Here is a 25,321-nt window from a genome sequence, read left to right as displayed (position 1 = left end):
CTGTCTGCAACCGGTACGGTGTACGGGTTGCAGAATATTTCCCTGTGTTGTTCGGTTTTATTCAACAGAGGGGACAAATATCTTTACTATTCGCTCAGTCAATTCTCGCTATACTCAATTTGCTTTATCAGTCAGGGCCCTTTCTCATATAGCACACCGAATGTTTACTTTTAACCCATTGTTTAAAAGGTACTTTTATGTCTATTCGTGAACTGATTGACCCATCCAATTCCGCACTGATTTTTATCGATCACCAACCGCAAATGTCCTTTGGTGTCGCTAATATTGACCGTCAATTGCTGAAGAATAATACGGTAGCACTGGCGAAAGCCGGCAAAATTTTTGATGTTCCTGTTATCTACACGTCGGTCGAAACGAAAAGCTTCAGCGGCTATATCTGGCCAGAATTGCTGGCGGTTCATCCGGATGTCAAACCCATTGAACGTACCTCGATGAACTCCTGGGAAGACGATGCGTTTGTTGCGGCAGTTAAAGCAACGGGCCGTAAGAAACTTATCATCTCAGCCCTGTGGACCGAGGTTTGCCTGACTTTCCCGGCGCTGATGGCGCTCGACGAAGGCTTCGAAGTGTACGTGGTAACCGATACGTCCGGCGGTACATCCGTTGATGCGCACGAACGAGCGATTGACCGTATGGTTCAGGCCGGGGCCGTACCGGTGACCTGGCAGCAGGTGTTGCTTGAGTACCAGCGCGACTGGTCCCGCAAAGGCACTTACGACGCGGTAATGGACCTGGTTCGCGAGCACAGCGGGGCTTATGGCATGGGCGTTGATTATGCCTACACCCTCGTTCATGGCGCGCCAGAACGTAAAGCGTAAACCTTTCAGGGCGGGGTTCTCCCGCCCATCAATGACCAGGGAGCTTTTATGGCGCAAACATCACATGTGACGCTGGTGATTACTCACACGTTACTTCCGGGACAGGCTGAGCACTACGAACAGTGGCTTGGCAGGATCATGCCCATCGCGGCGGAATTTCCCGGCCATCTGGGCGCGAACGTGATCCGCCCGTCCGAAGGGCAAAACCTGTGGACGGTGATTATCCGCTTCGACACCCTCGAACACCTCTATGAGTGGACTCAGTCTGATACCCGCAATGCGCTGGTGAAAGAGATTGAACCGCTGCTGGCGGAAGGCGACAAAACCGAAGTGCGTACGGAACCTGCGTTCTGGTTTACGCCACCGGAGACACACGTACGTAAGCCAAAACAGTGGAAACAGTTTCTGATCACGCTCCTGGTGATCTTTCCCAGCACCAATCTGGTACCACAAGTGACTGGCGCGCTGCTTCCTGGCCTGAAAGGCTCATTGCTGCTGCATTTGATTAACGATGCCTGTGTGGTCGCGCTGGTGGTCTGGCTGTGGATGCCCATCGTGACCCGTCTGTTTGCCGGATGGCTAAAAAAAGCCTGATTCGGCCGAAAGGAGTACGTTATGTCTCAAACTGCCACACTGATCTTAACTAAGGGTAAGATCCATACACTCGATCGTGAGAATCCGCTTACCGAGGCGGTAGCGATCGCCAACGGCAAGATCCTTGCTACGGGTAATCACGATCGCATCATGAGTTATGCGACGCAGGGAACGCAGATCGTCGATTTACAGGGAAGCACGGTAATCCCCGGCCTGAACGATTCTCACCTGCACCTGATCCGCGGCGGGCTTAATTACAACCTGGAGCTGCGCTGGGAAGGTGTTCCTTCACTGGCGGATGCGTTGCGCATGCTTAAAGTTCAGGCCGACCGCACGCCGTCACCACAGTGGGTGCGTGTTGTCGGCGGCTGGAGCGAGTTTCAGTTTGCTGAACGTCGAATGCCGACCATCGAAGAACTCAATGAGGCGGCGCCGGACACCCCGGTATTTGTGCTGCATCTCTACGATCGCGCGTTGCTCAACCGTGCAGCCTTGAAAGCTGTCGGGTATACCAAAGAGACCCCGAACCCGCCGGGCGGCGAGATTGTGCGCGACAACAACGGTAACCCGACCGGGATGCTGATCGCCAAACCCAATGCAATGATCCTCTACGCCACACTGGCGAAAGGGCCGAAACTGCCGATTGAGCAGCAGGTGAACTCTACGCGCCAGTTTATGCGCGAGCTGAACCGCCTGGGATTGACCAGCGCAATTGATGCAGGGGGCGGTTTCCAGAACTACCCGGAAGATTACGAGGTAATTGCTGAGCTGCACGCCAAAGCGCAGATGACTGTGCGCATTGCTTACAACCTCTTTACCCAGCGCCCAAAACAGGAACTGGACGATTTTGAGCGCTGGACAGATATGCTCAAGCCGGGTCAGGGAACGGATTTCTATCGCGCGAACGGAGCCGGTGAGATGCTGGTCTTCTCGGCGGCGGATTTCGAGGATTTCCTTCAGCCGCGTCCGGATCTGCCGGAAGGAATGGAAGACGAACTGGAGCGTGTGGTGCGTCATCTGGTGGAAAACCGCTGGCCGTTCCGCTTGCACGCGACTTACGACGAATCCATCAGTCGCATGCTGGATGTGTTCGAGAAAGTGAACCGCGATATCCCGTTCAACGGGCTGCACTGGTTCTTCGACCATGCCGAAACCATTACCGAGCGCAATATCGAACGCGTTAAGGCGTTGGGCGGTGGGATTGCGGTCCAGCACCGCATGGCATTCCAGGGCGAGTACTTTGTCGACCGCTATGGCAAAGAGGCGGTGAAGCATACGCCGCCGGTAGCGAAAATGCTGGAACTGGAGGTGCCGGTTGGGTTAGGTACGGACGCGACCCGCGTGGCGAGCTATAACCCGTGGACTGCGCTCTACTGGCTGGTATCCGGGCGTACCGTGGGTGGGCTTGCGATGTATGAAGACAATAACCGTCTGCCGCGTGACGTAGCTCTTGAGCTGTGGACGGCAGGCAGTGCGTGGTTTTCCAGCGAGCAGGGTAAAAAAGGTCGCCTGGTAGAAGGGCAACTGGCGGACCTGGTGGTGCTGTCGAAAGACTACTTCAGCGTGCCGGAAGAGGAGATCAAAGGTATTGAATCGGTACTGACCGTGGTGGATGGCAAGGTGGTGTATGCCGCCGGACATTTCAGCCCACTGTCGCCACCGCCAATTCCGGTTGTGCCAGAGTGGTCGCCAGTGGTGAAGGTACCCGGACATTATCGCTCCGCACCGCCAGCCGCCAGTAAAGTGGGCGCGGTGGTACAGATGCACCAGTGCATCGGGAGTTGTGGCGTGCATGGGCATGCGCACGGTATCGCGCGCCAGTCGGATATACCTGTCTCCGATGAACAGGCATTCTGGGGCGTGTTAGGGTGTTCGTGCTTCGCGTTCTAAAACAAAAGGCCCGCATAAGCGGGCCTTTTTCGTAAACCGTGCCGATTACAGGCTGGATACGTTCTCAGACAGGTATTTCGCTACGCCGTCTGGAGAGGCAGCCATACCTTCTTTACCTTTTTCCCACTGAGCCGGGCATACTTCACCGTGCTCTTCGTGGAACTGCAGCGCGTCAACCATACGCAGCATTTCGTCGATGTTACGACCCAGCGGCAGATCGTTCACAACCTGGTGACGCACGATGCCGTTTGCGTCGATCAGGAAAGAACCACGCAGTGCAACGCCAGCGTCCGGATGTTCGATACCGTAAGCCTGCTGGATTTCGCGTTTGATGTCCGCAACCATTGCGTATTTCACCGCACCGATGCCGCCTTTGTCGACAGGGGTGTTACGCCATGCGTTGTGTACAAATTCAGAGTCGAAGGAGACGCCAACAACTTCTACGCCACGCTTCTGGAATTCTTCGTAACGTTTGTCGAACGCGATCAGCTCAGATGGGCAAACGAAAGTGAAGTCCATTGGCCAGAAGAACAGAACGGTCGCTTTACCGTTGGTGTGCTGTTTGAAGTTGAAGTTTTCAACGATTTCACCGTTGCCCAGAACTGCTGCAGCTGTAAAATCCGGAGCCGGACGAGTTACCAGAACCATATGATTCTCCTGTAGATACTAAGGTTATTTGGAACGCAACGCGAGCCAGTATAGAGAGTGTTCCAGGATAAGACAAAGAGGTGGTGACAATCGTTCCGCCAGCTTTTACCTATCAATGCGAATTCTGTCAGAGCTGTTTGCTTTTCGCCTGCGCCATCATGCGCGGATAGAATTGCCAGAATCGGGTCTCCAGCGCATCGTAATGTTCATCCAGGTCATACCAGGAGTCGCGTAGTGCATCCAGGCGCGGTCGGCGACTGGCCATCCCATTTAACACATTCTGAATGAAATCCATCTCGCGATAGCGCTCCAGCCAGCGTTCTGACCACAGGTAGTTATTCAGATTCACAAAGCGCGGCGGCGAGTCGGGCAAAATGATTGACACCTGCTGGTGGGCATAGCGCACAAAATCCGTTAATGGCAACTCCGGCGAGAGTTGTGCCCAGTGGCGCGACAGGAAATGATCCCACATCACATCAAGCGTGATCGGCGCTACCCGGCGCGTTTCGGGGCGAAACCACGCTTTGGCTTCCGTCACTTCCGGCAAGTTATCTGTCAGCACGTCGATACGGCGATGCATAAAAATACCGTCAACGATCTCAGGGGAATAGTTCTCAGCGGGGTTACCGCGTACGAAATCGGCCAGCAAATTACCGGAAAGGGAGCTGTCAGCGAGGTGTGCGAGATGCAGGTGAGCGAGAAAATTCATGCGTTTTATTTGTCCGGGGGTGGCTAGTTGTTGCAGCAAAAGGGTGTGAGCACTAGACTATGCCGCCTGTTTTTAAGTCACGAGTATACGTCATGCGCGTCGCCGATTTCTCCTTTGAACTACCTGAATCCCTGATTGCTCACTATCCAATGCCTGAGCGCAGTAGCTGTCGTTTGCTGTCACTGGATGGGCCAACGGGCGAGCTGACGCACGGTACTTTCACCGATTTGCTCGACAAGCTCAACCCTGGCGATCTGCTGGTCTTTAACAATACCCGCGTGATCCCGGCGCGCCTGTTCGGCCGTAAAGCCAGCGGCGGCAAGATTGAAGTGCTGGTCGAACGTATGCTCGATGATAAACGTATTCTGGCACATATTCGCGCCTCTAAAGCACCCAAGCCGGGTGCAGAACTGCTGCTCGGTGATGACGAGAGCATCAAAGCGACCATGACCGCGCGCCACGACGCGCTGTTCGAGGTGGAATTCGATGACGAGCGTACTGTGCTCGACATTCTGAATGCTATCGGCCACATGCCGTTGCCGCCGTACATTGAGCGTCCGGACGAAGAGGCCGACCGCGAGCTGTACCAGACTGTCTATAGCCAGAAACCTGGCGCAGTCGCCGCGCCGACCGCGGGTCTGCACTTTGATGAACCGCTGCTGGAAAAACTGCGTGCAAAAGGCGTTGAGATGGCGTTCGTGACGCTGCACGTTGGCGCGGGTACCTTCCAGCCGGTGCGCGTGGACAGCATCGAAGATCACATCATGCACTCCGAGTATGCCGAAGTACCGCAGGACGTGGTGGATGCTGTTCTGGCGGCGAAAGGCAGAGGGAGCCGCGTGATTGCCGTCGGCACTACCTCTGTGCGTTCGCTTGAGAGCGCCGCACAGGCCGCGAAGAACGATCTTATCGAACCGTTCTTTGGCGATACGCAGATCTTCATCTACCCAGGTTATCAGTACAAAGTCATTGATGCGCTGGTGACCAACTTCCATCTGCCTGAATCCACGCTGATTATGCTGGTGTCCGCGTTTGCGGGTTATCAGCATACGATGAATGCCTACAAGTCTGCGGTAGAACAAAAATATCGCTTTTTTAGCTACGGGGACGCGATGTTTATCACGTACAATCCGCAGGCTTTGAATGAGCGTGTCGGGGAATAAGTCCGCGGCACCGTTTTACAACGTTGGACTGTTTTTCTGACGTCGGAGAAAAAATGAAATTTGAACTCGATACCACCGATGGCCGCGCGCGTCGCGGTCGCCTGGTGTTTGATCGCGGAGTGGTGGAAACCCCCGCGTTTATGCCTGTGGGCACCTACGGCACCGTAAAAGGAATGACGCCGGAAGAAGTGGAAGCCACTGGCGCACAGATTATCCTCGGCAACACCTTCCACCTGTGGCTGCGTCCGGGTCAGGAGATCATGAAGCTCCACGGTGACCTGCACGACTTCATGCAGTGGAAAGGCCCAATCCTGACCGACTCCGGCGGTTTCCAGGTCTTCAGCCTGGGTGATATTCGCAAGATCACCGAGCAGGGCGTACACTTCCGTAACCCGATCAACGGCGATCCTATTTTCCTCGATCCAGAAAAATCGATGGAGATTCAGTACGATCTCGGTTCTGACATCGTCATGATCTTCGACGAATGTACACCGTATCCGGCCGACTGGGATTACGCTAAACGCTCTATGGAGATGTCTTTGCGTTGGGCGAAGCGTAGCCGCGACCGTTTTGACTCCCTGGAGAACAAAAATGCGCTGTTCGGCATTATTCAGGGCAGTGTTTACGAAGATTTACGTGATATCTCCGTTAAAGGTCTGGTAGAGATAGGTTTTGATGGCTACGCTGTCGGCGGTTTGGCTGTGGGTGAGCCGAAGGCAGACATGCATCGCATTCTGGAACATGTCTGCCCGCAAATCCCGGCAGATAAACCCCGTTACCTGATGGGTGTGGGTAAACCAGAAGATCTGGTTGAAGGTGTACGTCGCGGCATTGATATGTTCGACTGCGTGATGCCAACCCGTAACGCGCGTAATGGTCATCTGTTTGTTACCGATGGCGTGGTGAAAATCCGTAACGCGAAGCATAAGAGTGACACCAGTCCGCTCGATGCCGAGTGCGATTGCTATACCTGTCGCAATTATTCTCGCGCGTATCTGCATCATCTCGATCGTTGCAATGAGATTTTGGGTGCGCGTCTCAATACCATTCATAACCTTCGCTATTATCAGCGCTTAATGGCTGGTTTACGCAAGGCTATCGAAGAGGGTAAATTAGAGAGCTTCGTGACCGATTTCTACCAACGTCAGGGTCGAACCGTTCCACCTTTGAACGTTGATTAATTTTAATAATGAGGGAATTTGAATGAGCTTTTTTATTTCTGATGCGGTAGCGGCAACAGGTGCTCCGGCGCAGGGCAGCCCGATGTCTCTGATTCTGATGCTGGTTGTGTTCGGTCTGATCTTCTACTTCATGATCCTGCGCCCACAGCAAAAGCGTACCAAAGAGCACAAAAAGCTGATGGACTCCATCGCGAAAGGCGATGAAGTGCTGACCAACGGTGGTCTGGTTGGTCGCGTAACCAAAGTGGCTGAAAGCGGCTACATTGCTATCGCGCTGAACGACACCACTGAAGTGGTTATCAAACGTGACTTCGTAGCTGCCGTTCTGCCGAAAGGCACTATGAAGGCGCTGTAATCCCAACTTTTCCCAAAGGGAACTGCCGTGTTAAACCGTTATCCTTTGTGGAAGTACATCATGCTGGTCGTCGTGATTCTCGTCGGCCTGCTGTACGCGCTTCCCAACCTGTATGGTGAGGATCCGGCTGTTCAAATCACTGGCGCGCGCGGTGTCGCCGCCAGTGAGCAAACGCTGATCCAGGTCCAGAAAACGTTACAAGAAGAAAAAATTACCGCTAAGTCTGTGGCTCTGGAAGAGGGTGCAATTCTTGCTCGCTTCGACACCACCGACACGCAGCTCCGCGCCCGTGAAGCGCTGATGGGCGTGCTGGGTGATAAATATGTCGTGGCGCTTAACCTTGCTCCTGCAACCCCTCGTTGGCTGGCTGCACTGAACGCAGAGCCAATGAAACTCGGTCTTGACCTGCGTGGTGGCGTTCACTTCCTGATGGAAGTGGATATGGATACCGCGCTGGGCAAACTGCAGGAACAGAATATCGACAGCCTGCGTAGCGATCTGCGTGAAAAAGGCATCGCGTACACTACCGTACGTAAAGAAGATAACTACGGTATGAGCATCACGTTCCGCGACAGCGCGGCGCGCGATCAGGCTGTAACTTATCTGTCTCAGCGTCACCGCGATCTGGTGATCACCTCTTCAGGCAGCAACCAGCTGCGCGCGGTGATGACCGATGCGCGTCTGAGTGAAGCGCGTGAATACGCCGTTCAGCAGAACATCAACATTCTGCGTAACCGTGTAAACCAACTGGGTGTGGCTGAGCCTCTGGTACAGCGCCAGGGTGCTGACCGTATCGTGGTCGAACTGCCAGGTATCCAGGATACCGCACGTGCGAAAGAGATTCTGGGTGCGACCGCAACGCTGGAATTCCGTCTGGTTAACTCCAACGTTGATCAGTCCGCTGCCGCCGCAGGCCGTATTCCGGGTGACTCCGAAGTGAAACAGACCCGCGAAGGTCAGCCTGTTGTGCTGTACAAACGCGTGATCCTGACCGGTGACCACATCACTGACTCCACTTCCAGCCAGGACGAATACAACCAGCCGCAGGTTAACATCTCGCTGGATAGCGCGGGTGGTAACATCATGTCTAACTTCACCAAGGACAACATCGGTAAACCGATGGCGACCCTGTTCGTGGAGTACAAAGACAGCGGTAAGAAAGATGCCAATGGCCGTGCAGTGCTGGTGAAAGAGGAAGAGGTGATTAACATCGCCAATATCCAGTCTCGTCTGGGTAACAGCTTCCGTATTACCGGTATCAGCAACCCGAACGAAGCGCGTCAGCTCTCTCTGCTGCTGCGTGCCGGTGCGCTGATTGCACCAATTCAGATTGTTGAAGAACGTACCATTGGTCCTACTCTGGGTATGCAAAACATCCAGCAGGGTCTGGAAGCGTGTCTGGCCGGTCTGGTGGTCTCTATCCTGTTCATGATCTTCTTCTATAAGAAGTTTGGTCTTATTGCGACGTCCGCGCTGCTGGCTAACCTGGTGCTGATCATCGGCATCATGTCCCTGCTGCCGGGTGCGACGCTGACCATGCCGGGTATTGCGGGTATCGTTCTGACCCTTGCGGTGGCGGTCGACGCCAACGTACTGATCAACGAACGTATCAAAGAAGAGTTGAGCAACGGTCGCTCTGTGCAGCAGGCGATTGAAGAAGGCTATAAAGGCGCGTTCAGCTCCATCTTCGATGCGAACGTAACAACACTGATTAAGGTTCTTATCCTGTATGCAGTGGGTACTGGCGCGATCAAAGGCTTTGCGATTACTACCGGTATCGGTGTTGCAACGTCGATGTTTACCGCTATTGTCGGCACCCGTGCCATCGTGAACCTGCTGTACGGCGGCAAGCGCGTCAAAAAGCTGTCTATCTGAGGAGTGCGTTGTGGCACAGGAATATACTGTTGAACAATTAAACCACGGCCGTAAAGTCTGGGACTTTATGCGCTGGGACTACTGGGCCTTCGGCATTTCAGGTTTTCTGCTGATTCTGTCCATCGTTATTATGGGTGTGAAAGGCTTTAACTGGGGTCTTGATTTTACCGGCGGTACGGTAATTGAAATTTCCCTGGAAAAACCGATTGATATGGACCAGATGCGCGAATCGCTGCAGAAAGCGGGCTTTGAAGAGCCGCTGCTGCAAAACTTCGGCAGCAGCCGCGATATCATGGTGCGTATGCCGCCAGTGCATGATGCCAACGGCAGCCAGGAGCTGGGTAGCAAGGTTGTTAGCGTGATTAACGAAACAACCAGCCAGAATGCGACGGTTAAGCGTATTGAGTTTGTCGGCCCAAGCGTGGGTGCAGACCTTGCCCAAACCGGTGCAATGGCGCTGATGGTGGCGCTGATCTCCATCCTGATTTACGTTGGTTTCCGCTTCGAGTGGCGACTGGCGGCAGGTGTGGTTATCGCGCTGGCGCACGACGTGGTGATCACCATGGGCGTACTGTCTTTGTTCCACATTGAGATTGACCTGACGATCGTGGCATCGCTGATGTCCGTTATCGGTTACTCACTGAACGACAGTATCGTGGTATCTGACCGTATTCGTGAAAACTTCCGTAAGATCCGTCGCGGTACGCCGTACGAAATCTTTAACGTGTCGTTGACCCAGACGCTGCACCGTACCTTGATCACATCCGGTACAACCTTGATGGTTATCCTGATGCTGTATCTCTTCGGTGGTCCGGTGCTGGAAGGCTTCTCGCTGACCATGCTTATCGGTGTGACTATCGGTACGGCGTCTTCTATTTACGTCGCATCCGCACTGGCACTGAAACTCGGCATGAAGCGCGAGCACTTGCTCCAGCAGAAAGTCGAGAAAGAAGGGGCGGATCAGCCGTCAATTCTGCCGTAAGACGTTTATCGCGTTATCGAAATCCCGGTCTGATGACCGGGATTTTTTTTATCTGCTCCTGACAAACACTCCTGACAGTATGCTGTCAGGAGCCCTGTCGTAGACTCTTTTCGAACCCAAACAAACAGTCAGGAGGATGTATGAAAAGTGTAATTAACTGGTTTGAAATCCCGGTCACGGATATGGATCGCGCGATTACTTTTTATGAGCCAGTGATGCAGGTTTCGTTAAAACGCGAGAAAATGGACTGCGCTGAGCTGGCCGTTTTCCCGCATGAGGATCCGGGTACCGGCGGAGCGCTGGCAAAATTTGAGGGCATTGTGCCGTCTCACGAAGGCGCTATTATTTACCTGCATACTGGCAATCTGCCGGCCACGCTCGATCGTATCGTTACCGCAGGCGGTGAGTGTGTATTCGGCCCACTGGAATTACCTCGTGGCATTGGCACTATCGCATTGTTTACCGACAGTGAAGGTAATCGCGTCGGTCTCCATCAACCAGCCTGAGAGTTAACGAAAATATGACCCGACGCGCTGACCGTTTGTTTCAGATTGTGCAGATCCTGCGGGGCAGGCGTCTGACAACGGCAGCGCATCTGGCGGACAGGCTTGGCGTGTCTGAGCGGACGGTCTACCGCGATATCCGCGACTTGTCACTTTCCGGCGTGCCGGTGGAGGGCGAGGCGGGAAGCGGCTATCGGCTGATGTCGGGTTTTGATTTACCGCCGCTGATGCTGACAAACAAGGAGTCAGAGGCGCTGATGGTGGCGATTCGCCTGCTCAAAACCTGGGGAGGAGAATCGCTGTCGCGCGAACTGGAGTCGGCTCAGGAGAAGGTGTTAGCGATTCTGCCTGAGGAGAGTCGTCGAAAGGCGGAGCAGACGCGGATCTACGCCCCTGATTTTTGCATGCAAAGCCACTCCCGTAGCGATTTTGACATGATTCATCAGGCAATTTCCGCCCAGCGCGTGCTGGCGCTGCATTACCGTGATGAAGCCGGACAGCTCTCACAGCGTGAGGTTCAGCCGTTGGGATTGTTCTTCTGGGGGGAGCGCTGGCTGCTGGCGGCCTGGTGTGAACGGCGCGATGACTACCGCTGTTTCCGGCTCGACAGGTGTCTTAACATTGTGCAGACGGAGCGGCGGTTTAGCGAGAGTGCAGACAGGTCTCTGGCGGATTTTTTGCGGAAGGTTAAGCAGTAAAAAGCCAGCTCGTGAGCTGGCTTTTTGTCCGGCGGCTACCACAAGATTAGAAGTTGTAACCCACAACCAGGTAACCACCCCAACCGGTAGAACGAACGCTGAAGTCACCCTTACCGAAGTTCAGGCTGGCATCGTCGTTCCACTGGCCACCGTTGTGCCAGTAACGAGCAACAACAGAGTAGTGCCAGTGATCGTAGTTCAGAGCCAGGATGTGGCTGGAAGCGATAGAGTTGCTGGTACGAGCATGCTTCCCGTTGTTGTCATAGAAGTTATCGTCACCCAGATCTGAACCCCAGTCAAAGTTAGTGAAACCGATGTAGCTCAGATTACCGCCCCACAGCTGCGTCAGCGGTACAAAGTATTTCACTTTGAAACGGTATCCATCCCACTCGTTTTCGTTGGACGCACCGTAGTTCTGCCACTGGTATTTCGCGTAAATGTTCATGGACAGGCTCATCGGCAGACCCGTGTCGATGTCGGTACCCAGACCCATATACCAGGTGCTTTGTTCCTGAGAATCGTTGCGACCCATGTCATAGATGTAGTTGTTCGCGATGTACCACTCTTTGAACGGACCGAAGCTCAGATCGGTGCCGGTCAGTTTGTCGATGGAGAAGCGCGGTTCGATTTCCATGAACAGCGGGGAACCGTTGTTCCAGATACCTTTCGCATCGGTATTACCACCGAAGAACACCGGCAGATCCACGTAACCGTAGAAATCAAACCAGTCTTTCTTGGCGAATGCTTCGTACTCCAGGTAGGTATCGTTGCGGATCTGTGGTCCGAAACGGGTGTGGTAGCTGCCGACCACGTTAACGCTCTGGTGCCACCAGTCGGAGAGATATTGTGGTTTATCGTTTTCCGCTGCGTTAACAGTGAAAGAGGAGGAAAGTGCCAGCACGGTGCCGGCTGCAAGTAATGTTTTTTTCATAATCATGCCACTGATTGAAATTCCCTTCCGGGAGTGAAAAATGCGCGAATTGCGTTTCTAAATATTTCGTGTTTCTGCGGTGCCTATTATAGGAATCCCTGCTCACAAAAATATGTGTTGTTTCACATATCTCTCACACACGTAATCGATTGCGTTCACGTTTGCGTACTTTAAACGGCCGGGATTGTAGCGACAATCATTAATGTTGCCAATCCATACGAAATGTAAATGTTAGCGGAGTGACATTGCACTCCGCTGAAGGTGGGGCTACTGCACGGCGGGCTGGATATCGTGGATGCGGATAAAACCTAACTGGTCTGGCGTGAGTCCACTCAGCTGAAGCGGGATATCAACATCGCTGGGCGCCAGTATACTCGCGGGGGCGGTGAATAATTGGTTCTTTACATTCACTTCCTGGTAGCTCTCGGTTGTGCCCTGGATCTGGCCCCACTCGACGGTGCCACTGAAGGCTGGAAGGGGATCGTTGGATTCACCCTGGATGCGTAATGTTGCGCGAGTACCATCTGCATTCGCCGCAACGTTCACCAGTGACATTTTCAGCGTGCCAATCTGGCTGTTGAGTCGCGCAGGCGTATTGGCACCAGGCAGCAGATACACCCCGCTGCTGGATTTTGCGTTCAGCGCGTTTTGTTGGGTGATCTTCACCGTTTCTTTATTCAGCTTATCCATTGCCGTATTGAGCGTATTGACGCTTTGTTTCATCTGGCGAACTTCGGTTTGCTGTGCACAGGCGCTAAGGGTGAAGAGGCTCCCCACCAGCAAAATCTTCAGGTAACGTCTTGTCATTGCGTTTATTTCCTTGAAATAACGGATCCTCATTATGGTAGCCAGCATCCACCTGTCAGACATAGATCCTTTGTCTCAAAAAGCTCTTCCTTTGTTGTCAGGCCAGATCAGGGTAAAATGAAATAAGTTAACCAGATAACAGGGATACCGTATGCATTGCCCATTCTGCTCCGCTGTGGATACCAAAGTCATCGACTCTCGTCTTGTAGGCGAAGGGTCTTCCGTGCGCCGTCGTCGGCAGTGTCTGGTATGTAATGAACGTTTTACGACCTTTGAGGTTGCAGAGCTGGTTATGCCGCGCGTGGTAAAAAGTAACGACGTGCGAGAGCCGTTTAACGAAGAGAAGTTGCGCAGCGGAATGCTGAAGGCTCTGGAAAAACGTCCCGTCAGCGCGGACGACGTTGAAATGGCGTTAAACCACATTAAATCTTATCTTCGTGGTCTGGGTGAGCGTGAAGTGCCAAGCAAGATGATTGGCAACCTGGTGATGGAGCAGTTGAAAAAGCTCGATAAGGTCGCCTATATCCGCTTCGCTTCGGTCTACCGCAGTTTCGAAGATATCAAAGAGTTTGGCGAAGAGATCGCCCGCTTACAGGATTAAGCTCATGCAGGATGAGATTTACATGGCGCGAGCCATGAAGCTGGCGCAGCGCGGGCGTTTTACCACCCATCCCAACCCGAATGTCGGGTGCGTTATCGTCAAAGATGGCGAGATTGTGGGCGAAGGTTTTCACTATCGCGCGGGCGAGCCGCATGCTGAGGTGCACGCGTTGCGCATGGCTGGTGAGAAGGCGCGCGGTGCTACGGCCTACGTCACGCTGGAGCCCTGCAGCCATCACGGCCGTACGCCACCGTGCTGTGAAGCACTGATTGCGGCGGGTGTTTCACGCGTCGTCGCGTCAATGCAGGACCCGAACCCGCAGGTCGCCGGCCGCGGTTTGTATCGTCTGCAGCAGGAAGGGATTGACGTCAGCCATGGGCTGATGATGCAAGACGCGGAAGCGATCAATAAAGGCTTCCTCAAGCGCATGCGCACCGGGTTCCCGTATATCCAACTTAAGCTGGGTGCCTCTCTGGACGGTCGCACGGCAATGGCGAACGGTGAGAGCCAGTGGATCACCTCTCCGCAGGCAAGGCGCGATGTGCAACGTCTGCGTGCGCAAAGCCATGCTATCCTCACCAGCAGTGAAACCGTTCTGGCTGACGATCCCGCCATGACCGTGCGCTGGAACGAACTGAATGCCGATACCCAGGCGCTTTACCCCCAGGAGAACCTGCGTCAGCCGCTGCGTATTGTCATAGATAGCCAGAACCGCGTCACACCTGAACACCGCATTGTGCAGCAGCCCGGTGAAACCTGGATTGCGCGCACTAAAGAAGTTTCACGTGACTGGCCGGAAGGCGTGCGCAGCATCATGGTGCCGGAGCATAACGGGCATCTGGATCTCGTGGTGTTAATGATGTTACTTGGCAAACAACAGGTAAACAGCATCTGGGTAGAAGCGGGGCCAACGCTCGCCGGTGCGCTCTTACAGGCTGGGCTGGTGGATGAGCTGATTGTTTACGTTGCGCCTAAACTGTTGGGTAGCGACGCGCGTGGCCTGTTTGTGCTGCCCGGCCTTGAAAAACTGGCCGATGCACCACAACTCAAATTTAGCGAGATTCGTCCGGTGGGTCCGGATGTCTGCCTCCATTTAACGACAGCGTAATTGCTCCTGAAATAGGGAAGCAGTACGCAAAGTATTATGATAAAATCCGCCCCCCTGCGGGGCCAAATGAACCCGTAAAGGAAGAGTATGAACATTATTGAAGCTGCTGTAGCTACCCCGGACGCTCGCGTCGCCATCACCATTGCGCGTTTCAACAACTTCATCAACGACAGCCTGCTGGAAGGTGCCATTGACGCCCTGAAACGTATCGGCCAGGTTAAAGATGACAACATTACCGTTGTTTGGGTTCCAGGTGCTTACGAACTGCCACTGGCAGCAGGCGCGCTGGCAAAAACCGGTAAATACGACGCGGTGATTGCTCTGGGTACCGTTATTCGTGGCGGCACTGCGCACTTCGAATACGTTGCGGGCGGTGCAAGCAATGGTCTGGCACACGTTGCGCAGGATGCTGAAATTCCTGTCGCGTTTGGCGTGCTGACCACCGAAAGTATTGAACAAGCCATCGAACGTGCTGGCACTAAGGCCGGTAACAAAGGTGCAGAAGCTGCACTGACCGCGCTTGAAATGATCAATGTATTGAAAGCCATCAAGGCCTGATTTTTTTGTAAGGGGAATTCCGTGAAACCTGCTGCTCGTCGCCGCGCCCGTGAATGTGCCGTCCAGGCACTTTACTCCTGGCAGTTGTCCCAGAACGACATCGCTGATGTTGAATACCAGTTCCTGTCAGAACAGGACGTAAAAGACGTCGATGTTCTGTACTTCCGTGAACTGCTGTCGGGAGTGGCGACTAATAGCGCGTATCTCGATGGTCTGATGAAGCCCTACCTGTCCCGTCTGCTCGAAGAGCTGGGTCAGGTTGAAAAAGCAGTGTTGCGCATTGCGCTGTTTGAGCTGTCTAAACGTGATGATGTGCCGTATAAAGTGGCCATCAACGAAGCGATCGAACTGGCGAAAACCTTCGGCGCTGAAGACAGCCACAAGTTTGTAAACGGCGTACTTGATAAAGCAGCACCTGCGATCCGTCCCCACAAAAAGTGATCCGCAAACCGGAGTTCTGCATTGCCTGATGGGCAGTGCGGCTCCGGTTTTTTCTTTTATTTGCTGAGGCATAACGTATGGCATGCGGCGAATTCTCCCTGATTGCCCGTTATTTCGACCGTGTCAGAACCTCTCGTCTTGATGTTGAAACCGGCATTGGCGATGACTGCGCACTTCTCAATATTCCCGAAAAACAGACGCTGGCAATCAGCACCGACACCTTAGTGTGCGGACGTCATTTTTTACCGGATATCGATCCTGCCGATCTGGCGTATAAAGCGCTGGCCGTCAACGTGAGCGATCTGGCGGCAATGGGCGCCGATCCCGCGTGGCTGACGCTGGCTCTGACGCTGCCAGAGGTAGATGAAGTCTGGCTTGAAGCCTTTAGCGATGCGTTGTTTGAGCAGCTCAACTATTACGATATGCAGTTGATTGGCGGTGATACCACTGCCGGGCCGCTGTCGATGACGCTGGCAATCCACGGCTATGTGCCGCTCGGTCGCGCGCTGAAACGATCGGGTGCAAAACCCGGTGACTGGATCTACGTGACCGGTACGCCGGGTGACAGTGCCGCAGGGCTGGCGATCCTCCAGGACCGCTTAACCGTGAAGGATGCTGACGACGCGGCATATCTGGTGAAACGCCATTTGCGGCCAACACCGCGTATTCTGCACGGTCAGGCGCTGCGCGAGCGGGCAAGTTCGGCTATCGATCTCTCTGACGGACTGATCTCAGATCTCGGTCATATTCTGAAGGCCAGCGGCGCGGGTGCGCGTGTTGACCTGGATCTCTTCCCGCTGTCAGAGCCACTGCTTCGCCATGTGGATCCTGAGCAGGCGCTGCGCTGGGCGCTCTCCGGTGGAGAAGATTACGAGCTGTGCTTCACGGTGCCTGAGCTCAACCGTGGAACGCTGGACGTGGCGTTAGCGCATCTCGGCGCGAAATTTACCTGCATCGGGCAGATCATGCCGGAGAGCGAAGGGCTGAAGTTTGTGAGAGACGGTACGCCCATTACGCTGGACTGGAAAGGATACGATCACTTCGCGTAAGTTTGCTTTTTTCCCTTCTCCCACCGGGCTGAGGGATCCCCACAAAATAATACCAGCACGGACGACCCCCCTCTCCCTTGAGGGAGAGGGCTGGGGTGAGGGGGAGCATACGGCTCTGGTGGTCATTCCGTTCACTTTATGTTCATTGCTACTCTGTAACAGCATGACGTGTGAACGTGCCAGGGCGGCTCAATCGCCGCCACCCTGGCGACCCGGGCTCCCGGCGGTAAATCGCCGCTTCGCGGTACCCTCAGCTTATTCCTTCAGGCTATCGGGTCGGGCATGAGCCTGCATCCCTGCAGGCCACGCCCTCTCGGCGCATCCCTGCGCCTCGCCCCGGCCTTACGGAAACGCTTCGGCGATTTACAGCCGGACCAGACATCGCTGTAAGCCATTAATTTTCCGGAAGCAATATTCATCGCTTCCGGTTAAAAAAAATTACTGGGGATTCCTCACCCCACCGGGAGAGGGTCAGGGTGAGGGCTTACTTAAACCCCACCACCGGATGCTGTTGATATGGCGTCTCCAGCTCGGCAATCTGCTCCGGCGTCAGCGTGATGTCCACCGCATTCAGCAGTTCATCAAGCTGTTCTTCCCGCGATGTTCCAATAATCGGTGCCGTAACCCCGCGTTTACCCAGCAGCCACGCCAGCGCCACCTGGGCCCGGGTTGCACCGGTTTCGTCAGCAATCCCGGCTAAACGTTCTGCAATCAACGCATCGCTGGCCTCTGTTCCTTCATACAGATTTTTTCCCACTTCATCCGATACCAGGCGGGCCGTGGATTCCCCCCACGGACGGGTCAGACGACCGCGCGCCAGCGGGCTCCACGGGATCACCGCCACGCCCTCCTGATGGCACAGCGGCAGCATCTCACGTTCTTCTTCGCGATAGATCAGATTGTAGTGATCCTGCATGGTGACGAAGCGCGCCCAGCCATGCTGTGCCTGGAGATCGAGCGCCTGTGCAAACTGCGACGCGTGCATTGATGAGGCGCCGATGTAGCGCGCTTTACCCGCTTTCACCACGTCGTTGAGTGCTTCAAGCGTCTCCTCGATCGGCGTGTTGTAATCCCAGCGGTGAATTTGCAGCAGATCGACATAATCCATGTTCAGGCGTCTGAGACTGTCATCAATAGAACGCAGGATCTGCGTGCGAGAAAGGCCCTGAGCCAGATCGCCAACCGGATAATACACCTTGGTGGCGACCACAATTTCATCACGACGGGCAAAATCGCGCAGGGCACGGCCGACAATCTCCTCGCTGCTGCCGTCGGAGTAGCTGTTGGCGGTGTCAAAGAAGTTAATACCACCTTCGATGGCGCGTTTGATGATAGGGCGGCTACTCTCTTCCGGCAGCGTCCAGGCATGATTACCCCGGTCAGGCTCGCCAAAGGTCATGCACCCCAGGCAAAGTCGGGAAACCTTAAGGTCTGTTTTTCCTAATGTTGTGTATTGCATGGTTCCACTCCTGCTGTTTTAAACAATACGTTTAAGCATAGCAGGAGCAGAACAGGGGGAGGGATCAGCCCAGCCAGGAGCGGATTTTTGCTTCGATACCTGCGGCATCCAGGCCAATCGCCGTGCGGGCTTCGTCCTGAGTACCTTGCGGAATGAAGTGATCCGGCAGACCGAGGTTCAGCACCGGAACGGCTTTACGATTCGCCATCAGCACCTCGTTCACGCCGCTGCCCGCGCCGCCCATGATGGCATTTTCTTCCAGCGTCACCAGCACGTCATGGGTTTCTGCCATGTTCAGGATCAGGGATTCATCGAGCGGTTTCACAAAGCGCATATCCACCAGAGTGGCATTCAGCGTTTCAGCCACTTTCGCTGCCTCTGGCATCAATGTGCCGAAGTTCAGGATCGCCACTTTCTCACCGCGACGCTTCACCAGACCTTTACCTATCGCCAGCTTCTCCAGCGGTTGCAGCTCAACGCCTACCGCATTACCGCGTGGGTAGCGAACCGCGCTTGGGCCGTCCTGATAGTGGTAGCCGGTAAACAGCATCTGACGACATTCGTTCTCGTCGGATGGCGTCATGATGACCATATCCGGGATACAGCGCAGGAACGACAGGTCAAAAGCCCCCTGGTGTGTCTGTCCGTCCGCACCGACGATGCCCGCACGATCGATAGCAAACAGCACAGGCAGCTTCTGAATGGCAACGTCATGGATCACCTGATCGTAAGCGCGCTGCAGGAAGGTGGAGTAGATCGCGACAACCGGTTTGTAGCCGCCAATCGCCAGGCCCGCTGCAAACGTCACCGCGTGCTGCTCGGCAATGGCAACGTCAAAATACTGGTCAGGGTATTTTCTGGAGAACTCCACCATGCCGGAGCCTTCACGCATGGCCGGGGTGATCGCCATCAGCTTGTTGTCTTTTGCCGCGGTTTCGCACAGCCAGTCGCCGAAGATTTTTGAATAGCTCGGCATGCCGCCGCTGCTTTTTGGCAGACAGCCGCTGGACGGGTCGAATTTCGGTACCGCGTGGAAGGTGATCGGATCTTTTTCCGCTGGCTCGTAGCCACGCCCTTTTTTGGTCATGATGTGCAGGAACTGCGGGCCTTTAAGATCCCGCATGTTCTTGAGTGTTGACACCAGCCCCAGCACGTCGTGTCCGTCAACCGGGCCAATATAGTTAAAGCCCAGCTCTTCAAACAGGGTACCCGGTACAACCATGCCTTTGATGTGTTCTTCGGTACGCTTGAGCAGTTCTTTGATCGGCGGTACGCCGGAGAAGACTTTTTTCCCGCCTTCACGCAGCGAGGAGTAAAGCTTACCCGAGAGCAACTGCGCCAGATGGTTGTTCAGCGCGCCGACGTTCTCAGAAATCGACATTTCGTTATCGTTAAGAATAACCAGCATGTCCGGCTTGATATCACCCGCGTGGTTCATGGCCTCAAAGGCCATACCGGCAGTGATGGCCCCGTCGCCAATTACGCAGACGGTGCGGCGCTGCTTGTTCTCTTTTTCGGCAGCGACGGCAATCCCGATACCCGCGGAAATTGAAGTGGAGGAGTGGCCGACGCTCAGCACGTCATACTCGCTTTCACCGCGCCACGGGAACGGATGCAGGCCGCCTTTCTGACGAATGGTGCCAATTTTATCGCGACGCCCGGTCAGAATTTTGTGCGGATAGGCCTGGTGACCCACGTCCCAGATGAGCTGATCGAACGGCGTGTTATAGACATAGTGTAGCGCCACGGTCAGCTCAACCGTGCCAAGCCCGGAGGCGAAATGGCCGCTGGAGCGGCTTACGCTGTCGAGCAGGTAACGACGCAGCTCGTCGCACAGCTTCGGCAGGCTCTCTTTCGGCAACAGACGTAACTCCTGGGTGGAGTCAACTAACGCCAGTGTCGGGTATTTGGCAATATCAAAACTCATCAAAGGCTCATCGAGATAGTGTGTTTATTTATCACGCTGGATTATATAGTCCGCTAGCGCTTCCAGTGCCGAAGTATCCAGTGATTGCGCGGCCAGTTGATTCAGCGACTGGCGGGCATCCTCTATCAGATCCCGGGCTTTACGTTGGGCTTGCTCAAGACCCAGCAGGGCGGGGTAGGTACTTTTGCCAAGCTGCTGGTCCGCACCCTGACGTTTACCCAATGTTGCAGTATCGCCCACCACATCCAGAATGTCATCCTGAACCTGGAATGCCAGACCGATACTTTCTGCGTATCTGTCCAGAATCGGCAGGGCTTTGCGCCCTTGCTCACCCGCGCTCAGCGCGCCCAGGCGAACGGCGGAACGAATCAATGCCCCGGTTTTATGGCGATGAATACGCTCCAGCTGTTCCAGATTAACCTGACGTCCTTCGGCGTCCAGATCCAGTGCCTGCCCCCCGCACATACCGGCCACGCCGCTGGCCATGGCCAGTTCGGAGATCATTGCCAGGCGGTCGCGATCGGCCACTTCAGCCATCGGTGCATCGCTCAGAATCGAAAATGCCAGCGTTTGCAGGGCATCTCCCGCCAGAATGGCATTTGCTTCGCCAAACTTGATATGGCAGGTAGGCTGACCCCGACGTAAGTCGTCATCGTCCATTGCCGGTAAATCATCGTGGATCAGTGAGTAGGCATGGATACACTCAACGGCAGCTGCCGGGGCGTCCAGCGTGTTTTCGCTGATACCAAACATATTGCCTGTGGCATAGACCAGGAATGGGCGCAGGCGCTTTCCTCCCAAGAGTGCGCCATAGTGCATGGCTTCAACCAGTGGAGTGTTCTGAAAAGGCTGTGGCTCGATAAAACGGCGCAGCGCATCGTTGGCACGCGCGACGCATGCCTGAAGCTCGTTGGCAAAATCCATTTACTCGGCGTCCGGTGTAAAAGGCGTGGTTTTAGCATCTTCGCTATCGGACAGCAGGATCTGCACACGCTGTTCGGCCTGCTGCAGTTTGACCTGCCCCTGACGTGCCAGTTGCACGCCACGCTCGAATTCGTTGAGTGCCTCTTCCAGCGGGAGATCGCCGCTCTCAAGACGGGTAACGATTTGCTCCAGTTCACTCAGCGCAGTTTCGAAACTGGCCGGTGCGTCGTTCTTCTTCGGCATAGTGAATTGACTCTTATATTCTCAGCCCCGACATGGTAACGGACTCAGGGCAATTATCAAATAACGCGCAATGTGCACAGGAGCGGCGCGATGGTGGTATACTTGCGCGCCTGGAAGCAGCCTTCGGTTATAGGGGCTGCTGTATTTTTCCATTACAAGCCTTATAAGCTTGCCTAAGAAACATTGCCGCCATGAAGTTTATCATTAAATTGTTCCCTGAAATCACCATCAAAAGCCAATCTGTGCGTTTGCGCTTTATTAAAATTCTCACCGGGAACATTCGTAACGTATTAAAGCACTACGACGAAACCCTTGCCGTGGTGCGCCACTGGGACCACGTTGAAGTCCGCGCGAAAGACGAAAACAAGCGTCAGGATATCCGCGACGCGCTGACCCGTATTCCGGGCATCCACCATATTCTGGAAGTGGAAGATGTTCCTTTCACCTCCCTGCATGACATCTTCGAAAAAGCGCTGGTGCAGTACCGCGACCAGATTGAAGGCAAAACCTTCTGCGTGCGCGTGAAGCGTCGCGGCAAGCACGAATTCAGCTCCATTGAAGTGGAACGTTACGTTGGCGGCGGTCTGAACCAGCACGTCGAGTCTGCGCGCGTGCGTCTGACCAACCCGGACGTAACCGTTAACCTGGAGATCGAAAACGATCGTCTGCTGCTGGTGAAAGGTCGTTACGAAGGTATTGGCGGTTTCCCAATCGGTACTCAGGAAGATGTGCTGTCTCTGATCTCGGGTGGCTTCGATTCCGGCGTCTCCAGCTATATGCTGATGCGTCGCGGCTGCCGCGTGCACTACTGCTTCTTCAACCTGGGCGGCGCGGCGCATGAAATCGGCGTTCGTCAGGTTGCGCATTATCTGTGGAACCGCTTCGGCAGCTCTCACCGGGTGCGTTTCGTCGCGATTAACTTCGAACCTGTGGTCGGCGAAATCCTTGAGAAAGTCGACGACGGTCAGATGGGCGTGGTGCTGAAGCGTATGATGGTGCGTGCAGCATCCAAAGTGGCTGAGCGCTACGGCGTGCAGGCGCTGGTTACCGGTGAAGCGCTTGGCCAGGTCTCCAGCCAGACGCTGACCAACTTGCGTCTGATCGACAACGTGTCAGATACGCTGATCCTGCGTCCGCTAATCTCCCACGATAAAGAGCACATCATCGATCTGGCGCGCGAAATCGGTACTGAAGATTTTGCCCGTACCATGCCGGAATACTGCGGCGTGATCTCAAAAAGCCCGACCGTCAAAGCGGTGAAGGCGAAGATCGAAGCGGAAGAAGAGAACTTCGATTTTAGCATCCTGGAAAAAGTGGTGGCGGAAGCGTCCAACATTGATATCCGCGAGATTGCCCAGCAGACCGAACAGGAAGTGGTAGAAGTTGAAACCGTGAGCGGTTTCGGCGCTAACGATGCAATTCTGGATATTCGCTCCATTGATGAGCAGGATGACAAGCCGCTGCAGGTTGAAGGCGTCGAAGTGGTTTCTCTGCCGTTCTACAAGCTGAGCACCAAATTTGGCGACCTCGACCAGAGCAAAACCTATCTGCTGTGGTGTGAGCGTGGGGTGATGAGCCGTCTGCAGGCGCTGTATCTGCTCGAGCAGGGCTTTGCGAATGTGAAGGTGTATCGCCCGTAGTTTCTCGCCCGGTGGCGCTTCGCTTACCGGGCCTACGGTACCGTGTATTTGTAGGCCGGGTAAGGCGTAGCCGCCACCCGGCTTTTTTATGCACTACTCTTCATAGTAGTTATAAATCCCCGCCGGTATCACCAGCGATGACGCTACTTCGTACGCCTTCTCACGCCCGACCAGCAGGTCAATAATCTTTAAGCCAAAATCAATCGCGGTACCGGGCCCCTGGCTGGTCAGCAGGTTGACGCGCGGGTCCCAGACGACGCGTTTATCCACCCAGTGCTCTTCCGGGATCGTATCCTTAAGCCCCGGGAAGCCGGTCATATTGCCGATGGGGAAAATATCGTGCGGAATCAGAACCGTTCCGGCGGCGGCACAGATTGCCGCGACGATGCGACCGGATAAATGAAACTGGCGCACGGTTTCGACCAGCAGCGGGCTGTCGCGAAAACACTCTGCGCCCTTCAGGCCACCAGGCAGGACGATGATGTCGTATTCCCCATCGGCCACCTGCACCAGCGGGGCATCCGCGAGGATTTTTACCCCGCGTGAGCAGGTGATTGCCAGATTACCGTCGCTGGCGACGCTGGCGGTTGTCACCTTAATACCGCCGCGCACCATCAAATCAATGGTGGTGACCGCTTCTGTCTCTTCGCTACCAGGAGCGAGGCAGACCAGTGCCGACGCGCTCATATTCACTCTCCTTACGTTTAACCAGGTCATACAGACGGGCGTTTTCCGGCACCGCAATACCGTGTGCGCGGGCGCGTTTTAGCAGATAGCCGGTAATGTAGTCGATTTCAGTGTGGCGTAATGCCCGAACATCCTGCAACATCGAGGAGATATTTTCTGCAGTACTATCAATAACCTGTTCGACATAATAGCGTAAATCCTCTGCCGAGGTATGCAAGCCTTCCCGCTCAATGACCTCCGCGACTTCCGCACATAGGACGGCGACGTCTTGCGGATGGTTTTTTAGCTCGCCGTTAGGGCAATCCCACAGCGCCGTGAGCGGGTTAATGACGCAGTTTACGGCCAGTTTGCGCCACAGCTGAGGACGGATATTGTTATGCCAGGCCACGTCCGGCAATACCTTCTGCAGTACGTCTGCCAGATAACTGAAGTCGCCATCCTGTGCCCTGGCAGGGCCGATATGCGTCACCCCACTGGCGACATGTACGATGATATTGCCGTCGCGACGTGCAGCGTGCGTGGTCGTCGCCATCAGCAGCGGCTGCGGGATGCTTTTGAGCTCATCAAGCGTCCCCATGCCGTTATGCAGCAGCAGAACAGGGGATGTGGGGGGGAGCTGAGCGGCCAGTGCTTTTACGGCGTCTGAAACCTGCCATGCCTTGAGCGTCACCAGTAAAAGGTCACTTTGCGCCAGGAAGTCAGGATCGTTCGCAGTAAGAGATTCGTTAAAGATGCTTCCGTCTTCACCAATCAGGTTTACACTGCAATAGGGCTGGGGCACGCGCAGCCAGCCCTGAACCTCATGTCCGTGCTTGCACAGCGCGGTCAGCCACAGCTGACCAAGCGCTCCGCATCCGAGCACTGTAATTTTCATTGTTCCTCCTCACCTGCAACTGCGCCAGGTGTTACAGCTTAATTATACAGCTAAGCTTCTGTTGAGTTATGCCTCGTAGCGGGTATTATGCAACGCAACAAAAGTGAAGGGAGAAGAAAAGATGCCATCTTTCGATATTGTTTCCGAAGTTGATATCCAGGAAGTTCGCAACGGCGTAGAGAACGCAACCCGCGAAGTTGAGTCACGTTTCGATTTTCGTGGCGTTGAGGCAACGTTTGAGCTGAACGATGCAAATAAGACCATTAAGGTGCTGAGCGAGTCTGATTTCCAGGTAAATCAGCTGCTCGACATTCTGCGTGCCAAGCTGTTAAAGCGCGGCATTGAAGGAACATCTCTGGATGTGCCGGAAGAGTTTGTGCACAGCGGTAAAAACTGGTTTGTCGAAGCCAAACTGAAGCAGGGCATTGAGAGCGCGGTGCAGAAGAAGATCGTTAAGCTCATCAAAGACAGCAAGCTGAAGGTGCAGGCGCAGATCCAGGGCGAAGAAATTCGTGTAACGGGCAAATCCCGTGATGATTTGCAGTCCGTAATGGCGCTGGTGCGTGGCGGCGATCTGGGGCAACCGTTCCAGTTTAAAAACTTCCGCGATTAAGACGAAAATGCCCGGTCAGACC

27 protein-coding genes are annotated in these 25,321 nt (G+C 54.7%); 17 read left to right on the top strand and 10 right to left on the bottom strand.

The window, feature by feature from the left end; translation table 11 throughout:
* Nucleotides 1–197: 197 nt before the first annotated feature.
* The 3 genes from AC0XWG_RS02120 to AC0XWG_RS02110 are packed head-to-tail and all read left to right on the top strand — an operon-like array spanning nt 198 to nt 3,323.
* Nucleotides 198–839, top strand: coding sequence for a hydrolase (locus tag AC0XWG_RS02120; RefSeq protein ID WP_014069092.1), 642 nt, complete (start codon nt 198–200; stop codon nt 837–839).
* 48 nt (nt 840–887) lie between these two features.
* A complete protein-coding gene (locus AC0XWG_RS02115; RefSeq protein WP_028017671.1) occupies nt 888–1,433 on the top strand; it encodes an antibiotic biosynthesis monooxygenase in 546 nt (181 codons plus the stop codon).
* A 21-nt stretch (nt 1,434–1,454) separates the two neighbouring features.
* Entirely contained in the window at nt 1,455–3,323 is a 1,869-nt protein-coding gene (locus AC0XWG_RS02110) for an amidohydrolase (RefSeq protein ID WP_475680329.1), read from the top strand.
* 45 nt (nt 3,324–3,368) lie between these two features.
* Here the strand turns inward: AC0XWG_RS02110 and AC0XWG_RS02105 are convergent, their stop codons facing one another.
* Together AC0XWG_RS02105 and acpH are read right to left on the bottom strand one after the other, a co-directional pair.
* Nucleotides 3,369–3,971 (bottom strand): peroxiredoxin, encoded by a 603-nt coding sequence (locus AC0XWG_RS02105; RefSeq protein ID WP_008503347.1) that lies wholly within the window; start codon nt 3,969–3,971, stop codon nt 3,369–3,371.
* Nucleotides 3,972–4,098: 127 nt separating this feature from the next.
* Entirely contained in the window at nt 4,099–4,680 is a 582-nt protein-coding gene (gene acpH / locus AC0XWG_RS02100; RefSeq protein ID WP_128348506.1) for an ACP phosphodiesterase, read from the bottom strand.
* A gap of 92 nt (nt 4,681–4,772) precedes the next feature.
* Here acpH and queA point away from each other — a divergent pair, with 92 nt between their 5' ends.
* From queA to AC0XWG_RS02065, 7 genes are all read left to right on the top strand, one after another.
* On the top strand, nt 4,773–5,843 hold the full coding sequence (gene queA / locus AC0XWG_RS02095; RefSeq protein ID WP_114977917.1) for a tRNA preQ1(34) S-adenosylmethionine ribosyltransferase-isomerase QueA: 1,071 nt from the start codon (nt 4,773–4,775) through the stop codon (nt 5,841–5,843).
* Between the two features lie 53 nt (nt 5,844–5,896).
* Complete coding sequence (tgt, locus tag AC0XWG_RS02090; RefSeq protein WP_128348508.1) at nt 5,897–7,024, top strand: tRNA guanosine(34) transglycosylase Tgt; 1,128 nt, start codon at nt 5,897–5,899, stop codon at nt 7,022–7,024.
* Nucleotides 7,025–7,046: 22 nt separating this feature from the next.
* On the top strand, nt 7,047–7,379 hold the full coding sequence (yajC, locus tag AC0XWG_RS02085; RefSeq protein ID WP_000007630.1) for a preprotein translocase subunit YajC: 333 nt from the start codon (nt 7,047–7,049) through the stop codon (nt 7,377–7,379).
* A 27-nt stretch (nt 7,380–7,406) separates the two neighbouring features.
* Nucleotides 7,407–9,254: a protein translocase subunit SecD gene (gene secD, locus AC0XWG_RS02080; RefSeq protein ID WP_072032696.1), complete on the top strand. Its 1,848-nt coding sequence runs from the start codon at nt 7,407–7,409 to the stop codon at nt 9,252–9,254.
* Between the two features lie 10 nt (nt 9,255–9,264).
* On the top strand, nt 9,265–10,236 hold the full coding sequence (gene secF, locus AC0XWG_RS02075) for a protein translocase subunit SecF (protein WP_028017665.1): 972 nt from the start codon (nt 9,265–9,267) through the stop codon (nt 10,234–10,236).
* A gap of 140 nt (nt 10,237–10,376) precedes the next feature.
* Nucleotides 10,377–10,742, top strand: coding sequence for a VOC family protein (locus AC0XWG_RS02070; protein ID WP_028017664.1), 366 nt, complete (start codon nt 10,377–10,379; stop codon nt 10,740–10,742).
* A 14-nt stretch (nt 10,743–10,756) separates the two neighbouring features.
* Entirely contained in the window at nt 10,757–11,437 is a 681-nt protein-coding gene (locus AC0XWG_RS02065; RefSeq protein ID WP_049007503.1) for a helix-turn-helix transcriptional regulator, read from the top strand.
* Between the two features lie 46 nt (nt 11,438–11,483).
* Here the strand turns inward: AC0XWG_RS02065 and AC0XWG_RS02060 are convergent, their stop codons facing one another.
* Together AC0XWG_RS02060 and AC0XWG_RS02055 are read right to left on the bottom strand one after the other, a co-directional pair.
* Nucleotides 11,484–12,368, bottom strand: coding sequence for a nucleoside-specific channel-forming protein Tsx (locus AC0XWG_RS02060; RefSeq protein WP_028017662.1), 885 nt, complete (start codon nt 12,366–12,368; stop codon nt 11,484–11,486).
* A 267-nt stretch (nt 12,369–12,635) separates the two neighbouring features.
* Nucleotides 12,636–13,175, bottom strand: a complete 540-nt coding sequence (locus tag AC0XWG_RS02055; RefSeq protein ID WP_128348509.1) for a SadB/YajI family lipoprotein — start codon at nt 13,173–13,175, stop codon at nt 12,636–12,638.
* 151 nt (nt 13,176–13,326) lie between these two features.
* On the opposite strand from AC0XWG_RS02055, the gene nrdR reads away from it, so the two are divergent.
* The 5 genes from nrdR (at nt 13,327) to thiL (ending at nt 16,932) form a co-directional block, all read left to right on the top strand.
* Nucleotides 13,327–13,776, top strand: coding sequence for a transcriptional regulator NrdR (gene nrdR, locus AC0XWG_RS02050; protein ID WP_008503337.1), 450 nt, complete (start codon nt 13,327–13,329; stop codon nt 13,774–13,776).
* Between the two features lie 4 nt (nt 13,777–13,780).
* The gene (ribD, locus tag AC0XWG_RS02045; protein ID WP_475680328.1) at nt 13,781–14,884 is read left to right on the top strand and encodes a bifunctional diaminohydroxyphosphoribosylaminopyrimidine deaminase/5-amino-6-(5-phosphoribosylamino)uracil reductase RibD; all 1,104 of its coding nucleotides are present in this window, start codon (nt 13,781–13,783) and stop codon (nt 14,882–14,884) included.
* A gap of 87 nt (nt 14,885–14,971) precedes the next feature.
* Nucleotides 14,972–15,442 (top strand): 6,7-dimethyl-8-ribityllumazine synthase, encoded by a 471-nt coding sequence (gene ribH / locus AC0XWG_RS02040; RefSeq protein WP_006176874.1) that lies wholly within the window; start codon nt 14,972–14,974, stop codon nt 15,440–15,442.
* Nucleotides 15,443–15,463: 21 nt separating this feature from the next.
* On the top strand, nt 15,464–15,883 hold the full coding sequence (nusB, locus tag AC0XWG_RS02035; RefSeq protein WP_006809908.1) for a transcription antitermination factor NusB: 420 nt from the start codon (nt 15,464–15,466) through the stop codon (nt 15,881–15,883).
* Between the two features lie 77 nt (nt 15,884–15,960).
* Entirely contained in the window at nt 15,961–16,932 is a 972-nt protein-coding gene (gene thiL / locus AC0XWG_RS02030; RefSeq protein WP_128348510.1) for a thiamine-phosphate kinase, read from the top strand.
* Nucleotides 16,933–17,416: 484 nt separating this feature from the next.
* On the opposite strand, the gene AC0XWG_RS02025 is transcribed toward thiL, so the two are convergent.
* From AC0XWG_RS02025 to xseB, 4 genes are all read right to left on the bottom strand, one after another.
* Complete coding sequence (locus tag AC0XWG_RS02025; RefSeq protein ID WP_128348511.1) at nt 17,417–18,391, bottom strand: aldo/keto reductase; 975 nt, start codon at nt 18,389–18,391, stop codon at nt 17,417–17,419.
* Nucleotides 18,392–18,455: 64 nt separating this feature from the next.
* Complete coding sequence (gene dxs / locus AC0XWG_RS02020; protein WP_028017657.1) at nt 18,456–20,318, bottom strand: 1-deoxy-D-xylulose-5-phosphate synthase; 1,863 nt, start codon at nt 20,316–20,318, stop codon at nt 18,456–18,458.
* A 24-nt stretch (nt 20,319–20,342) separates the two neighbouring features.
* Nucleotides 20,343–21,242 (bottom strand): (2E,6E)-farnesyl diphosphate synthase, encoded by a 900-nt coding sequence (ispA, locus tag AC0XWG_RS02015; RefSeq protein ID WP_028017656.1) that lies wholly within the window; start codon nt 21,240–21,242, stop codon nt 20,343–20,345.
* The gene (gene xseB / locus AC0XWG_RS02010) at nt 21,243–21,485 is read right to left on the bottom strand and encodes an exodeoxyribonuclease VII small subunit (RefSeq protein WP_008503331.1); all 243 of its coding nucleotides are present in this window, start codon (nt 21,483–21,485) and stop codon (nt 21,243–21,245) included. It abuts the gene before it with no gap.
* 191 nt (nt 21,486–21,676) lie between these two features.
* Here xseB and thiI point away from each other — a divergent pair, with 191 nt between their 5' ends.
* The gene (gene thiI / locus AC0XWG_RS02005; protein ID WP_108090703.1) at nt 21,677–23,125 is read left to right on the top strand and encodes a tRNA uracil 4-sulfurtransferase ThiI; all 1,449 of its coding nucleotides are present in this window, start codon (nt 21,677–21,679) and stop codon (nt 23,123–23,125) included.
* Nucleotides 23,126–23,218: 93 nt separating this feature from the next.
* Here thiI and yajL read toward each other — a convergent pair whose 3' ends face one another.
* Both yajL and panE read right to left on the bottom strand, forming a co-directional pair.
* Nucleotides 23,219–23,812, bottom strand: a complete 594-nt coding sequence (gene yajL, locus AC0XWG_RS02000) for a protein deglycase YajL (protein ID WP_108090702.1) — start codon at nt 23,810–23,812, stop codon at nt 23,219–23,221.
* A complete protein-coding gene (panE, locus tag AC0XWG_RS01995) occupies nt 23,775–24,686 on the bottom strand; it encodes a 2-dehydropantoate 2-reductase (RefSeq protein WP_049007498.1) in 912 nt (303 codons plus the stop codon). The genes yajL and panE overlap by 38 nt, the downstream gene beginning before the upstream one ends.
* 121 nt (nt 24,687–24,807) lie before the next feature.
* Here panE and AC0XWG_RS01990 point away from each other — a divergent pair, with 121 nt between their 5' ends.
* Entirely contained in the window at nt 24,808–25,299 is a 492-nt protein-coding gene (locus tag AC0XWG_RS01990) for a YajQ family cyclic di-GMP-binding protein (protein WP_028017651.1), read from the top strand.
* The last annotated feature ends 22 nt before the right edge of the window (nt 25,300–25,321 follow it).

It is taken from the genome of Enterobacter sp. DVT3837 (assembly GCF_056238685.1).
Note: the sequence above shows the minus strand (reverse complement) of the source record. Positions and strands in the feature narration are given on the sequence as shown.